The 12,923-nt window shown below is 65.7% G+C and carries 13 protein-coding genes; 7 read left to right on the plus strand and 6 right to left on the minus strand.

Features of this window, described 5'->3' with window-relative positions:
* The first annotated feature begins 13 nt into the window (after positions 1 to 13).
* Both AC1DT7_RS08555 and AC1DT7_RS08560 read left to right on the plus strand, forming a co-directional pair.
* Positions 14 to 268, plus strand: coding sequence for a pentapeptide repeat-containing protein (locus tag AC1DT7_RS08555; protein ID WP_478035502.1), 255 nt, complete (start codon positions 14 to 16; stop codon positions 266 to 268).
* An 18-nt stretch (positions 269 to 286) separates the two neighbouring features.
* Complete coding sequence (locus AC1DT7_RS08560) at positions 287 to 1,192, plus strand: aspartyl protease family protein (protein ID WP_478035503.1); 906 nt, start codon at positions 287 to 289, stop codon at positions 1,190 to 1,192.
* 37 nt (positions 1,193 to 1,229) lie between these two features.
* On the opposite strand, the gene AC1DT7_RS08565 is transcribed toward AC1DT7_RS08560, so the two are convergent.
* A complete protein-coding gene (locus AC1DT7_RS08565) occupies positions 1,230 to 2,261 on the minus strand; it encodes a helix-turn-helix domain-containing protein (RefSeq protein ID WP_478035504.1) in 1,032 nt (343 codons plus the stop codon).
* A gap of 114 nt (positions 2,262 to 2,375) precedes the next feature.
* Positions 2,376 to 3,344 carry an alpha/beta hydrolase family protein gene (locus AC1DT7_RS08570; RefSeq protein WP_478035505.1) on the minus strand — a complete coding sequence of 323 codons (969 nt, stop codon included), beginning with the start codon at positions 3,342 to 3,344 and terminating at the stop codon, positions 2,376 to 2,378.
* Between the two features lie 699 nt (positions 3,345 to 4,043).
* Between AC1DT7_RS08570 and rpsT the strand changes: the two genes are divergently transcribed.
* Positions 4,044 to 4,307 (plus strand): 30S ribosomal protein S20, encoded by a 264-nt coding sequence (rpsT, locus tag AC1DT7_RS08575; RefSeq protein WP_272627889.1) that lies wholly within the window; start codon positions 4,044 to 4,046, stop codon positions 4,305 to 4,307.
* Positions 4,308 to 4,770: 463 nt separating this feature from the next.
* Positions 4,771 to 6,159: a chromosomal replication initiator protein DnaA gene (gene dnaA / locus AC1DT7_RS08580; RefSeq protein ID WP_478035506.1), complete on the plus strand. Its 1,389-nt coding sequence runs from the start codon at positions 4,771 to 4,773 to the stop codon at positions 6,157 to 6,159.
* A gap of 123 nt (positions 6,160 to 6,282) precedes the next feature.
* Here dnaA and AC1DT7_RS08585 read toward each other — a convergent pair whose 3' ends face one another.
* The 4 genes from AC1DT7_RS08585 to secB all read right to left on the minus strand — a co-directional run bounded on the left by AC1DT7_RS08585 (position 6,283) and on the right by secB (position 10,260).
* Positions 6,283 to 6,948 carry a DUF4136 domain-containing protein gene (locus tag AC1DT7_RS08585; RefSeq protein ID WP_478035507.1) on the minus strand — a complete coding sequence of 222 codons (666 nt, stop codon included), beginning with the start codon at positions 6,946 to 6,948 and terminating at the stop codon, positions 6,283 to 6,285.
* Positions 6,949 to 7,124: 176 nt separating this feature from the next.
* Positions 7,125 to 8,144 (minus strand): tryptophan--tRNA ligase, encoded by a 1,020-nt coding sequence (gene trpS / locus AC1DT7_RS08590; RefSeq protein ID WP_478035508.1) that lies wholly within the window; start codon positions 8,142 to 8,144, stop codon positions 7,125 to 7,127.
* A gap of 12 nt (positions 8,145 to 8,156) precedes the next feature.
* Positions 8,157 to 9,725, minus strand: coding sequence for a murein biosynthesis integral membrane protein MurJ (murJ, locus tag AC1DT7_RS08595; protein WP_478035509.1), 1,569 nt, complete (start codon positions 9,723 to 9,725; stop codon positions 8,157 to 8,159).
* A 28-nt stretch (positions 9,726 to 9,753) separates the two neighbouring features.
* The gene (gene secB, locus AC1DT7_RS08600; protein ID WP_478035510.1) at positions 9,754 to 10,260 is read right to left on the minus strand and encodes a protein-export chaperone SecB; all 507 of its coding nucleotides are present in this window, start codon (positions 10,258 to 10,260) and stop codon (positions 9,754 to 9,756) included.
* 177 nt (positions 10,261 to 10,437) lie between these two features.
* Here secB and AC1DT7_RS08605 point away from each other — a divergent pair, with 177 nt between their 5' ends.
* From AC1DT7_RS08605 to AC1DT7_RS08615, 3 genes are read left to right on the plus strand one after another with little or no spacing between them, the layout of a single operon-like run.
* On the plus strand, positions 10,438 to 11,082 hold the full coding sequence (locus AC1DT7_RS08605) for a Tim44/TimA family putative adaptor protein (RefSeq protein WP_478035511.1): 645 nt from the start codon (positions 10,438 to 10,440) through the stop codon (positions 11,080 to 11,082).
* Positions 11,079 to 12,326, plus strand: a complete 1,248-nt coding sequence (mltA, locus tag AC1DT7_RS08610) for a murein transglycosylase A (RefSeq protein WP_478035512.1) — start codon at positions 11,079 to 11,081, stop codon at positions 12,324 to 12,326. The genes AC1DT7_RS08605 and mltA overlap by 4 nt, the downstream gene beginning before the upstream one ends.
* A complete protein-coding gene (locus tag AC1DT7_RS08615) occupies positions 12,326 to 12,910 on the plus strand; it encodes a Smr/MutS family protein (RefSeq protein ID WP_478035513.1) in 585 nt (194 codons plus the stop codon). The genes mltA and AC1DT7_RS08615 overlap by 1 nt, the downstream gene beginning before the upstream one ends.
* The last annotated feature ends 13 nt before the right edge of the window (positions 12,911 to 12,923 follow it).

A 12,923-nucleotide genomic window follows, 5' to 3' on the forward strand; every position in this document is an offset into this window, starting at 1 on the left:
TGAAGGAACAGTGATGAGCGACCGCATTTTCGAGAACGAGGCATTGGCGGGCGCCGCATTTCGCGATTGCGACCTGGCCGGCGCACGCTTCGTCGATTGCAACCTGTCGGGCGCCTCGTTCAGCGATGTAACGCTTGCCGGCGCGTCGTTCGCTGACGTGAACCTGGCCGGGGTGACGATTGCCGACGCCAATATCGAGGGGCTGACGATCATGGGCCATGACATTGCAGCATTGATCGCGGCAGCACAGGGCTCCGGTCGTTCCTAGGAGGTAGGAGGCGTGGCGATGGATCGTTCGCTGACCGGCCTGTTCCTTGCCGGGATCGCAAGCCTCCAGGCCGTTCCGCAAGCGTCGAGCAGCGAGGCGCAGGGGCAGACCTTCGCCGTCCATCTGGTGCAGGGCGACGGCTGGGCACCGCTGCCCTATGAGACGGTCAGGGGCGTCATCCTGGTTCAAGCGACGCTGTTCGGGCAACCGGCAACCGTCCTGCTCGACAACGGCACCGACAGAACGGTCGTGGATGCGGGCCTCGCCCGGCGTGCAGGCATCGAGCTTCGGGACTCCGGCCTTGGCGCCAGCACGGGACGGTCGCGCCTCCCCGCGCGTATGGCCGAAGGCGTGGCGCTCACCTTGCCGCATACGCTGACAGCGCAAGGCCAGATGCCCGCCATCGACCTTGCCCGGATGTCGGCGGCGCTTGGCCGGCCGATCGCGGCGGTGATCGGCGGGGACGTGTTGAACCGCGTCGCGGTCATGGTGCGGCCGGGCAAGCGGCAGGTATCGATCGTCGCAAGCGGCGGCATCACGCCCGGCGCAGGGGCCATCGCCGTTCCCGTCGAGAACGGCAACCAGGTCGCAGCCGAGGTCAACGGGCGACCGGTGCGCCTCAAGATCGACCTCGGATCGAGCGGTACGGTCAGGTTGACCGATGCCGTGTTCGATCGCCTGTTGCCGGCAGGTGCCGCCATATCGAGCGGATCCCAGGTAACCGCGGACGGCATCACGCGCGCGACGCGGGCCGCCCGGGCCGATTTTCGGATGGGCGCCGTAACCGCCAAAAGCGTGCCGATCGACAGCGGCTATGCGCAGGATAGGGCCGATGGCCTGCTCGGCAATGGCTTCCTGTCGCGCGGCGACACGATCCTGGACGTACAACGGGGGCAACTGATCCTGACCGTCGCACGGCCGTGACCTAAAGGTCGTAAACTCATAAAGCGGTCTTGCCGCCTCAGCTTGGCTGTATCACGGCGTTGCGGCTCCGCCAGGCCTGTGGAGTAACGCCCTCCCAGCTGCGGAACGCCCGGTAGAATGAGGTGGTGTCCTGGAAGCCGAGGATGCAGGCGACCTCCGCTACGTCAGCATATGGGTCGGAGAGCAGTTTGCGGCCCAACTCCTTTCGCGCTTCCTGGACCAGCGCGCGGAAGCTGCCCCCCTCGTCGGTTATGCGCCGCTGCAACGTGCGTTCGCTGGTCCCGAGGTCACGCGCCACGGCCGATACCTCGGGGCGCCCGCTCGCGAAGCCGCGCTTCAGCACTGCCTTGACCTGTTCCGAGAACGAACTGCGTGGCATTAGACGACCGAAGCTTTCCTCCAGCGCGGGGGTAATGATTTCGATCAGCTCGGCATTGTGTCCGGGAAACGGAAGATCGAGATCGGACGCCTTCAACACGAGGGTGTCGCGCCCTTTTCCACAGACGATCGGGCACCCGAAGAAGCTGTCCTGTCCCGCCGTCTGCATGCCGTTCCGAGTCAGCTCCAGACGGAGCGGGGTCAGCCGTTGGCCGGTCCCGCGCCGGCCAAGCGACAGCAGGAATGCAAAGCTGACATCGACCGAGAGGTCCGGCTCCACCGCCCTGGCGTGAAACCACTGTTTGTGGATGTGGACCTCCGAACCGAGCTCCTCGACCGCGATCCGCTCGGGCATCGTAAACTGTTTGAACCGCGCGACGCGCCGGATGCCGTCGCGGAAATTGGAGGCGTGGCACGCGGCCACGAACATGGCCTGATGCCCTACCGATTCCGTCGCCTGAACGAAGCGGAGCCAATAGTCCGGATATCCCGCAAGGTCCGACATCGCGGTCCACAGCGAGAAGAGTTGCGCGGTGCTCACGAAGCGCCGGGTATCGAGGTGCAGTGTCACGGGCAGGCGGGCCTGGCGCAGCACCGCGACCGGACTCAGCCCGGTCGCCTCCATCGCCGACCAGAAGGACTGCTGCAGGCGGCACTTGTCGGGAATGCTATTGGTCATCTTCGGCACCATCACGAGAGCCCAGGTTGGTTCGACGGTCAAGGCCGCGACGTGTCGTGCTGCGTCGCGGCCTTACCTTGTGGGCCGGACCGCGCCTGTCGTGCGGCGTGGTCCGGCCTGCTCATGTCACTTCAGCTCGACCCGGGCGCGACCTGCGCAATGCGCGGCGAGCGCTTGCGTCGCCACCGTCCAGGCGTCGTCGCCCTCGTACAAGGCGGAGCGCAGATAGGCCCATGTCGTTCGGAGGACGATCTCCATGCGCTCAGGGTCCTCGTCGTCGGTTTCCCTGGCGTCATAGCCGGCGATGCCGCCGAGGCCGTGCTTGCCGCCGATCATGGTCAGCAGTGCGTCAGCCCCTGGGCTGTCATAGAAGGCGTCGGCATGCCATGCCGGACCACGGACGGTCAGGTGCGCAGAGGCGTCCTCGTCGCCGACGACCGCCAGCGTCTGCGTGGTCAGATGCGAGAAGTCGGGGTTGAAGAAGCTGTAGCGGCTCGCCGCCATCTCACTCAGCGAAGCCCCGCCATTGCCCGGCGCCGTCAGCATGATTCCCGCCACGATGCGCGGCTCGCGCATGTCGACATTCTGCGCGTTCGGATCGTTCGGATCGGTCAGCCGCGCGCCGAGCAAAACGCCTGCCGTGTGCCCGCCCATCGAGTGCCCGAAGACGGCGATGCGACTGCGATCGATGCGGCCAGCAATCGCCGGGACCGCGGCCTCGATCGTGTCGAGCTGGTCGATGATGGCAGTCATGTCCTCGACCCGCGAGCGCCAGAAGAGCGGGCTGCCCGCAGCGTCGGCCGGCATGCCAGCGACTTTCGAATTGAGGTGCGTCGGCTGGATCACGACGAAGCCATGCTGCGCGTAGAAGTTGACGAGCGGTCCGTAGCCGTCTTTCGACGGAAGGTAGAGCGACGGCCCATGGCCATGCGAAAGCAGGATCACCGGCAGATTATCACCGGTCACGGGCGCCGTGATGCGCAGTTCGAGGGGGATCGGTCGATCTTTCACTTCGAGGACCACCGGGCTGATTGAGATCGTCTGGGAGGAGTCGCCGACCGGGATCAGCAGGGCATCCTTGATGAGATTGTTCATGTGTCTGACTCCATCTGGCCGGGACCGACGTCCGTGGCCGTGAAGTCCTGCTAAGGGGCCTGCTGCTTCTCAGCATTGGCGCTTCCCGCCAATCGATTGGCATATCACGCCAAGCGATATGGTTGGTCATCCGGCTAGTTCCGCCGGAGCAAGCCCGGTTGATGCTGGTTAGCTAAACCGATGATGAGCTTATCTCGCGAAATACGTCGGCTTTGATGGCAGTGCTTGCGGGAAACCGGCGCGGCAGAACAGGCTCACGACGGCAGCTTCCGGAGAGCCCGGCGAACGCGTCGAACGACTGCAATTGGGCGCAAAGCCGACCGGAGGTTTGCGCGAACCGAATGGCGGGTTTCAGCAAAAGCCGACGCTCACATCAGCGACGCTGATAGTCTTGAGCTGATCGGGAGCCGTCTTGGGCACGATCGGCAATTCAAAGTTGGCCTTCCTGTTTACGCCGCCGGCAAGCTGCCAGTTGGCTAATCACCCAAACCCTGTCGTCCAGGGGCTTGAGTTCTCGACAGGGGCGGCGATCAGCCAACGGTCAGGTTCGGGCGCGCGGAACCGGCGGGGCAAAACTGAATCGTCACGTAGGTATCATCGGGCGTTGACCGACTCACTCTTGGTGGGTAAGAGGCGCGCTTTCCGGGGCTGCGGGCTTTGCCGTCCGCGCCCTTTCTTTATTTCAGATCAGAGGGCTTCATGGCGAACACGCCACAGGCGAAAAAGCGAATTCGGCGCAACGCACGTCGCGCTGAAGTTAACGGTAACCGGGTCGGCCGGATCCGGACCTTCGTGAAGAAGGCCGAGGCCGCACTGGCGTCGGGCGACAAGGATGCCGCTAGCGCGGCAGTTGCAGCGATGCAGCCCGAGCTGGCCAAGGGCGTTGCGAAGGGCGTGCTTCACAAGAACACCGCCTCGCGCAAGTTCTCGCGCCTGACCAAGCGTCTTACCGCGCTCGCCTGATCTGAGTCGATCGGTCGGAACAACGACCCGCTGGGATTATCCCGGCGGGTTTTTTGTCGTGTGCGCTCAAACTGACCATGGCCGCGCTGCGCAAAAATGATGTCGTTTTGGACTGAACCATACCCGAATCCTGAAAAGTCAGGATTCACCGCGATTCGCAGCGGCCAGTTGGCAGTCCGACTAACATTACACAGCATTTCCAACTGCTTGTAAGATTCTCGACGGGAATCCTTGCGCTATTCCGAGTCAATCCCGTTTATTTCGGTTTTGTTACGTGTGCGGCTCTTGCCCGACTCGGTTTGATCTTCATAATCGACCTTCGCCGCGCAGACTTTCCGTCTCGCGACTCTATTGAGACCTTCGAAGTCAGGCGGACTGCGATTCCGGCTGGGGGGAGGCTTGTCTGTTTGAGTTCAGGCGGCCCGGGACGTGTATGTCCCGGCACCGGGAGAAGGATCGAGTGTTGGCGGGGACTGTTACCGGAGAGGCGGCTCGGTTGAGTGATGCCGCAAAAGCGTGGGGCACCGTACGTGCGCATCTGCGCGAATCTGCCGGCGTGCGCCTGTTCGACCAGTGGCTGAAGCCGATCGAGTTGATCGACGATGCCGAGTCCCATATGATTCGCCTCGCGCTGCCGTCTGCCTTCATGACCAACTGGGTTCGCAATCATTACGCCGACCGGCTGTTCCAGGAATTCCGTGCGATCCTGCCCGAGGTCCGCAGCGTCTCGATCGAGACCCGCTCGGCCAAGGCTGCGCCAGCGGTGCTTACCGTCGTTGCCGCTGCCCCTGAGGCTCCCGTAGCTGCAATCCCGGCACCAGCATCTGCGCGCCCGGCGCTCGACCCGCGCTTCACCTTCGACCGGTTCGTGGTCGACCAGTCCAACCGGGTTGCCTTCAACGCGGCCAAGGCGCTGGCGGAAGCCGGCAAGCCGCGTTTCAGCCCGTTGTTCCTCCACAGCGGCACGGGGCAGGGCAAGACCCATCTGATGCATGCGATCGGCGCCGCCTATCTCGAGGCGTGCCCGGGCGCGAACGTCATCCTGATGTCGGCCGAACGCTTCATGTTCGACTTCGTGCAGGCGCTCCGCGCGCGCGACACGCACAGCTTCAAGGCCCGGTTGCGTGCTGCCGATCTGCTGATGATCGACGATCTTCAGTTCATCGCCGGCAAGGACGCGACCCAGGAGGAATTCTTCCACACCGTCAACGAGGTGATGGCGGCGGGCAAGCGGCTCGTGATCAGCGCCGACCGCTGCCCCCAGGGGCTCGACGGGGTCGAGGCACGTATCACGTCGCGCCTGTCGGTCGGCCTGGTCGCCGATATCAAGGCGCCCGACGCCGCGCTGCGCCGTGCGGTGCTGGCACGCAAACTGGTCGACCTGCCCGACGCCAAGGTCCCGGCCGAGGTGCTTGACCTGCTGGCGACCCGTATCACGGCCAATATCCGCGACCTGGAAGGCTCGCTCAACCGGCTGGTCGCCTATGCGCAGCTAACCGGCGACACGATCGACATGGACTTCGCGGTGGCGACGCTCGGCGAAGTGCTGCGCGGGGCCGAGCGCCGGGTGACGATCGACGAGATCCAGCGTGCCGTATCGGCGCATTTCGAACTGAAGCCGATCGACCTCGTCTCGGCACGCCGCGCCGTGGTGGTGGCCCGCCCACGCCAGATCGCCATGTACCTGGCCAAGCGCCTGACGACCCGCTCTCTGCCCGAGATCGGCCGCAAGTTCGGCGGGCGCGACCATTCGACGGTGATCCATGCGGTACGCCGCATCGAGGAACTGCGCGACAAGGATCGCGAGATCGACGGCGCGGTGCGGACCTTGCTGCGCGAACTCGAGGGCTGATCTTCTATCCCGTAGCCCCGCAAGGGGAGGGCCAACGAAAAAAGGCGGGCCTGATGCCCGCCTTTTTCTGTTGTCGGTAGCGCTGCAGAGGGTCTCCCCGGAAGGGGAGAGGCTTGAAAAGGCTTATTTCTTCTCGGGTGCGATCGTGATCTTCACCGTCTCGCCCGAATTGCCGGGGAAGCCGGTGAACATCGCCTCGACCAGGCGCGGGACCAGATAGGGCAGGTCGTCGCTGCGCGACTGGGCCTTGGCGGTCCCTTCGAACACGCTCTTGCCGTTGTCGGCGCGGTCGATGCGCAGGTCCAGCTCGCTGGTATAGACGGTGAAGCTCGACACGTCATTGTCGAACAGGAATGGGTCGTTGAAGCCGAAGGCGAAGCGGCTGCGGCCATAATAGCCGAAGCGACCGCCGCCAAAGCCGCCATAACCGAAGCCGCCGCGATAGGGGCCGTAGCCGCCAAAGCCGTACCCACCAAAGCCGCCGAATCCGGGCGTGCTCACGACCTTCTCACGGCCCTTGTCGACCTCATAGCCGATCTTCACGACCAGATCGGCGCGCGACGGGTCGGCGGCAGGCTGATAGCCCTGAGCCGAGAGCTTGGCCGATACGAGCTGGGCATATTGGCCGAATTCGATACCGCCATCGAGTCGCGGGTCCATCGCCTTGACCACGAAGCTCTGCCCCTGCGCCTGCGGGAGCTGCTGGAAGCGGGAAACCCGGGCATTGAACGGCGTTGCGCAGCCGCCCAGCGCGAGCAGGGCGACGGCGGCGATGGGAAACATCTTCATTGGCTTGCGACCTTGGCGAAGGGAGGTGTGGAGAACGGCAGAATGTCAGGTAACGGGTAAAAGCATAGAAACTTCAGTCGGTTGCAATTGTGCTGCGGCCGTTATGAATAGCGGTTGAATGACCGGATGCAAATCCCTTCAGGAAACCGCCCTGCCATCAAGATGGGAGCGGAAAATCAGACGTGCAAGCCCACCGCGCGCTGCGCCGCCGCCAGGGTCGGCGCGGCAAGGGCATTGGCGCGCGCGCCGCCGCTGGCCAGCACGGCGCTGACCGCCGCGCGATCGCCGAGCAGCGCCGTCAACCGGTCGCGAATCGGACCGAGCTTCGCCACCGCCAGATCGGCCAGCGCGGGCTTGAACGTGCCGAAGCCCTTGCCGCCGAACTCGGCCATCACCGCGTCGGTCGTGGTGTCGGCAAGCGCCGCATAGATGGTGACGAGGTTCTTCGCCTCGGGCCGTTCGGCCAGCCCGGCAAAAGTCTCGGGCAGGGGCTCGGGATCGGTCTTCGCCTTTTTCAGCTTCTGCACGATCAAGTCGTCGCCATCGACAAGGTTGATGCGCGACGCATCCGAGGGGTCGGACTTGGACATCTTCGCGCTGCCGTCGCGCAGCGACATGATCCGCGGCGCCGCCTTGGAGATGAACGGCTCGGGCAGGGTGAACAGCTCGACCCCGAAATCATTGTTGAACTTGGTCGCGATGTCGCGCGCCAGCTCGAGATGCTGCTTCTGGTCCTCGCCGACGGGCACGTGAGTCGCCTGGTAGAGCAGCACATCGGCCGCCTGCAGCACCGGATAGGTGAACAGATCGACGCTCTGGCTCTCGCCGCTCTTGCCCGCCTTGTCCTTCCACTGCGTCATGCGGTTGAGCCAGCCCATGCGGGCGGTGCCGCCCAGGATCCAGGCAAGCTCGCTATGTGCCGGCACGCGGGCCTGGTTGAACAGGATCGAACGATCCGGATCGATGCCGCAGGCGAGCAGGGTCGCCGCCATCTCGATCGAATTGGCGGTCAGCTCGGCGGCGACGACCGGCTGCGACAAGGCGTGGAGATCGGCCAGGAAGAACAGGCAGTCCTCGCCCGGCGTCGTCGAATCCTGCCCAACCTGATCCTGGAGGGCGACCCACTGCTTGATCGCCCCGAGATAATTGCCGAGGTGGAGGTTGCCGGTAGGCTGGATGCCGGAGACGACGCGCATGTTATTCCTGTATCATTTGGCGCGCTTGCGCCGGAGAAAGGCCAGATCGTCCCGGGTGAAGGCACCCAGCACGAAGGTGGCGACCGCATAGACGACGCAGCCTGCGCCGACCAGCGCGAGCATGGCGCCGGTGCGGACGACCCAGCTGCCATGGAGATAGGGCGTGAGCAGGCCCTGCAGCAGCCAGAGGATGCCGCCCATCACCAGCGCCGCCGCGGCGAGCCGCCAGGCGCGGTGGAGCAGGCGCGTATCAGGCTGGAAATGACCCCGCAGGCGCAGCGTGCGATAGAGCAGGAAGACATTGACGGTGGAGGCAAGCGCGGTCGCCAGCGGCGGGCCCATATGCTGCAGCGGCACGATGAGGGCGAGGTTGAGCACCAGGTTCACCCCCATGCTGATCGTCGCATAGCGCACCGGCGTCTTCGTGTCGGACCGGGCATAATAGCCGGGCGTCAGCACCTTCACGAGGATGTAGCTGGGCAGCCCGATCGAGAAGGCGGAGAGCGCCTGCGCGGTGAAGATCGTATCCTGCGCGGTGAACTTGCCATGTTCGAACAGCGCGGCGACGATCGGGCCGCCGCACAGCACCAGCGCCACGGTGGCGGGCAGGGTGAGCAGCAGGGCAAGTTCCATGCCGCGATTCTGCGAGTCCATCGCCGCCTTTTCCTCGCCCGCGGCGAGCTGGCGCGAGATGAGCGGGAGCAGCACGGTGCCGAGCCCGATGCCGATCAGGCCGAGCGGCAGCTGGTTCACCCGGTCCGCGGTATAGATATAGGTCACCGATCCCGCCGGCAGCAGCGAGGCGGCGAGCATGGTCGAGACGACGAGGTTGATCTGCACCGCGCCCGCGCCGGCGGCGGCGGGCCAGATCAGCGCCATCAGCTTCTTCACGTCGGGGTTGAAGCGGGGGAGCTTGAGCCGCAGCCGCACGCCGCTGGTCCAGCAGGCATGGATCAGCCAGAGCAATTGCAGCAGGCCGGCGACGCTGACCGCGATCGCCTGGTTCCGCGCGGTCAGATACGGATCGTGATTGTGAAAGAACAGCAGTGCCGCGATCAGCGTGAGGTTGAGCAGGATCGGGGCGGCGGCGTTGACCCAGAATTTGTGCAGCGAATTCAGGATGCCGCCGAGCAGGGACACCAGGCTGATGAACAGCAGATAGGGAAAGGTGAAGCGTGACAGCTCGACCGCGAAGGCGAACTGATCGTTGCTGATCCCGTTGAACTTGCCGGACAGCGCCAGCGTCACCGGCCAGGCGAAGATCTCGACGATGATCGTCATCACGATCAGGACCGGCAACAGGACCGACAGCGCATCCTCGGCAAAGGCGACGCCGGCGGGCAGGCCGGGGCCATCCTTGTCCGCGACCTTGCGGTTGAACATCGGAATGAACGCGGCGGAGAAGGCGCCCTCGGCGAAGAGGGCACGGAACATATTGGGCAGGCGGAAGGCGACCAGGAACGCGTCCGAGGCGAAGCTCGCCCCGACGAAGCGGACGAACAGCGAGTCGCGTACGAGCCCCAGCACGCGGCTGGCGAGGGTGAGACCCCCGATCGATCCCAGCGCGCGCGTGAGGTTCATCTGTTCTGGTCCCGCAGGCCCGAAGGAATCAGGCGGTGCCGATTTCCCCGGTGGTGGGCTGCTGCGCCTCGGCCTGCTGCATATAGATGGCGGCGAAATCGATCGGCTCGAGCAGCAGCGGCTGGAAGCCGCCGTCGCGGACCGCATCGGCGAGCACGCGGCGCGCGAACGGGAAGAGCAGGCGCGGGGCTTCTGCCAGCAGGAAGGGCTGGACATGCTCGGCCGGGATGTTGCGCAGGCCGAACAGCCCGGCATAGGTCAGCTCGACGATGAAAGCGACCTGGCCTTCGGTCTCGGCGCGAACATCGACGCGAAGCACGACTTCGTGGATTTCCTCGCCGACCTGGGCAGTGCCGATGTTGAACTGGACGTCGATCTGCGGCGCGGTCTGGACCTGGAAGATCGCCGGCGCGTTCGGGTTCTCGAACGACAGGTCCTTCACATATTGCTGGATCAGACCGGCCGCAGGCGCCGTGTCGGCGCCGTTGGGAAGAGGCTCGGTGCCCGTGATGATGCCGTCGTCCTGCTCGCTCATCGAAAGTCCATTCCTTGAAGATCGAAATATCGGCCGCCCCCTGTGGCGTGCCGGCGACCGCGCGCCTAGCAGGGGGCGGCGGGCAGTTCAACGGCTGCTGCCGGTAACGTGACGTGAGCCATTTGAAACGTTGGCGCGTTACGCCTATGTAGATGATTAGCCGATAGTGGAGGCAAGGTGTTCCTGGTAGTTCTTCTCGCGATGGTCGCCGGCTTTCTGGCGTTGCGTCTGTACATGGTTCTTGGCAAGCGAACCGGGCATGAGCAGGTGCTGCCCAAGCCTGCGGAGGAGCGCGCGCCGGTAACGCCGCTGCCGCGTCCGATCGAGGCCGCACAGGAGCCGCGCGAGGTCGCGAATCGCAATATCGATCCGCGCGCCGAGGCGGGCCTTCGATCGATCGTCGCGGCGGAATCGGGGTTCGATGTCGCTCAGTTCCTCGAGGGTGCCCAATCCGCCTATCGCATGATCCTCGAAGCCTATTGGAAGGGCGATGAGGAAACGCTCGGCTGGCTGGTCGAGGACGAGGTACGCGGTGCCTTTGCCGATGCCATCGCCGAGCGCGCCGCCGCCGGGCATGTGCTCGACAACCGCCTCGTCTCGATCGAGCGCGCGATGATCTCCGACGCCTCGCTCGACGGCAAGATCGCCCGCATCACCGTGCGCTTCGACGCCGATATCGCCGCGGTGACCCGCGATGCCGACGGCAATCTCGTCGCCGGATCGATGAGCGATGCCGTCGAGACGCATGACGTCTGGACCTTCGCCCGCACGCTGAAGAGCAGCGATCCGAACTGGAAGCTCGCCGACACCGACGAAGCGTGACGGCCATGCGCCGCGCGGGGATCGTCGCGCTCGCCCTGGTGTTGAGTGCCTGTAGTGGCGGTGTCGTGCCGCGGCCCGCTGGGCCGTCCACGCGTAGTGAACCGCCGGTACGTCAGCCTGTCGCCGCGACTCCGATCGCGCCAGCCACCGCCGTGACCGCGCCCGGTTCCGCAATTGCGGCGAAAGCCGGGCTGCTCGCCGGACCTCCCATCGCGTCGCTTCCGATCAGCGAGGCTCAGGCGGCGCGGGCGCTGGCCGCGTTCCGTACCTCCTGCGCGACCCTGCAACGCCGTGCCGACGCCTCGGGCCTGACGCGCGGCAGCGACTGGCAGCCGGCTTGCTCGGCTGCGACGGCCGTCGGATCGGGCGGCGCGCGGGCCTTTTTCGCGCAGTGGTTCGAGGCGGTGCAGGTCGGCGATGGCAAGGCATTCGCGACCGGCTATTACGAGCCTGAGATCGCCGGATCACGCAACCGCCGGCCGGGATATGAGGTGCCGATCTATGGGCGGCCGACCGATCTGGTCGATGTCGATCTCGGCCTGTTCACCAACGACCTGAAGGGCAAGAAGATACGCGGGCGCGTCGAGGGCAGCAATTTCGTGCCCTATTTCGACCGGACCGCGATCGAGCAGGGTGCGCTGGCACAGCGGGCGCCGGTCATCGCCTGGGCGGCCGATCCGGTCGAGCTGTTCTTCCTCCAGGTCCAGGGATCGGGGCGGCTGAAACTTCCGGACGGTTCGATAATGCGGATCGGATACGACAGCCAGAATGGCCGCGACTATACCGGCATCGGCGCCCTGATGCGGCAGCGCGGCCTGCTCGAGCCCGGTCAGGCATCGATGCAGGGTATCGTCGCATGGCTGCGCAGCCACCCCGAGGAGGGCGCCGCGATCATGCGCGAGAACAAGAGTTATGTGTTCTTCCGCGAGCAGCAAACGCCGCCGCTCGGTGCGCTGGGCCTGCCGGTGACCGGCGGGGTGAGTGCTGCCGCCGACCCCAAATTCGTGCCGCTCGGTGCGCCCGTCTTCTTGTCGATGGACCGGACCGATGCGACCGGCCTGTGGATCGCGCAGGATACCGGCGGGGCGATTCGCGGGAGCAACCGTTTCGACACCTTCTGGGGCGCCGGCGAGGATGCGCGGGCGACGGCCGGCGGCATGTCGGCGCGCGGTACGGCGTTCCTGCTGTTGCCGGTCGGCACGCTGGCGCGCCTCTCGGCGGGCGGGGGCAGCCAGGTTCCCTAGTGGCCGAACGCCCGCTGACCCCGGACGAAGCCGCGCTCTGGGCACGGGTGATGGAAAGCGTGCGGCCGATCCGCCCGCGAGCCGCGCCGAAGGTGCCGATGGTCGTGGCTGCTGCCCCCGCGCCGCCGGTGAAGCAGCCAAAGGCCAAGGTGCCCAAGACGCCATCGCCCAAGCCCGCGCCGCCGCCGAAACCCGAGCCGCCGCGCGCGCCGAGCAACACGCTTGACGGGAGTTGGGACCGCCAGCTTTCGCGCGGCCTCGTATCGCCCGACTGCGCGATTGACTTGCACGGCCACACGCTGAACTCCGCCTATGCGCTACTGGACACCGCGCTCGATCAGGCGATCCGGGCCGGTGACCGGCTCGTCCTGCTTGTAACAGGAAAACCGCCACGGGCCGAAAGCGAGCGGCCGCATGCGCGCGGTGCGATCAGGGCGGCGGTGGGGGACTGGCTCGCCGGCTCGCGCCATGCCTCTGCGATCGCTGCGGTACGTGGCGCGCACCCGCGCCATGGGGGTGCCGGAGCACTCTACATCATCCTCCGCAGACCCAGGCCGGTGGCGGTCACTCAACGAAAATTTTAACCTCTGTTCGCGA

The organism is Sphingomonas sp. P3_C6, from assembly GCF_056402595.1.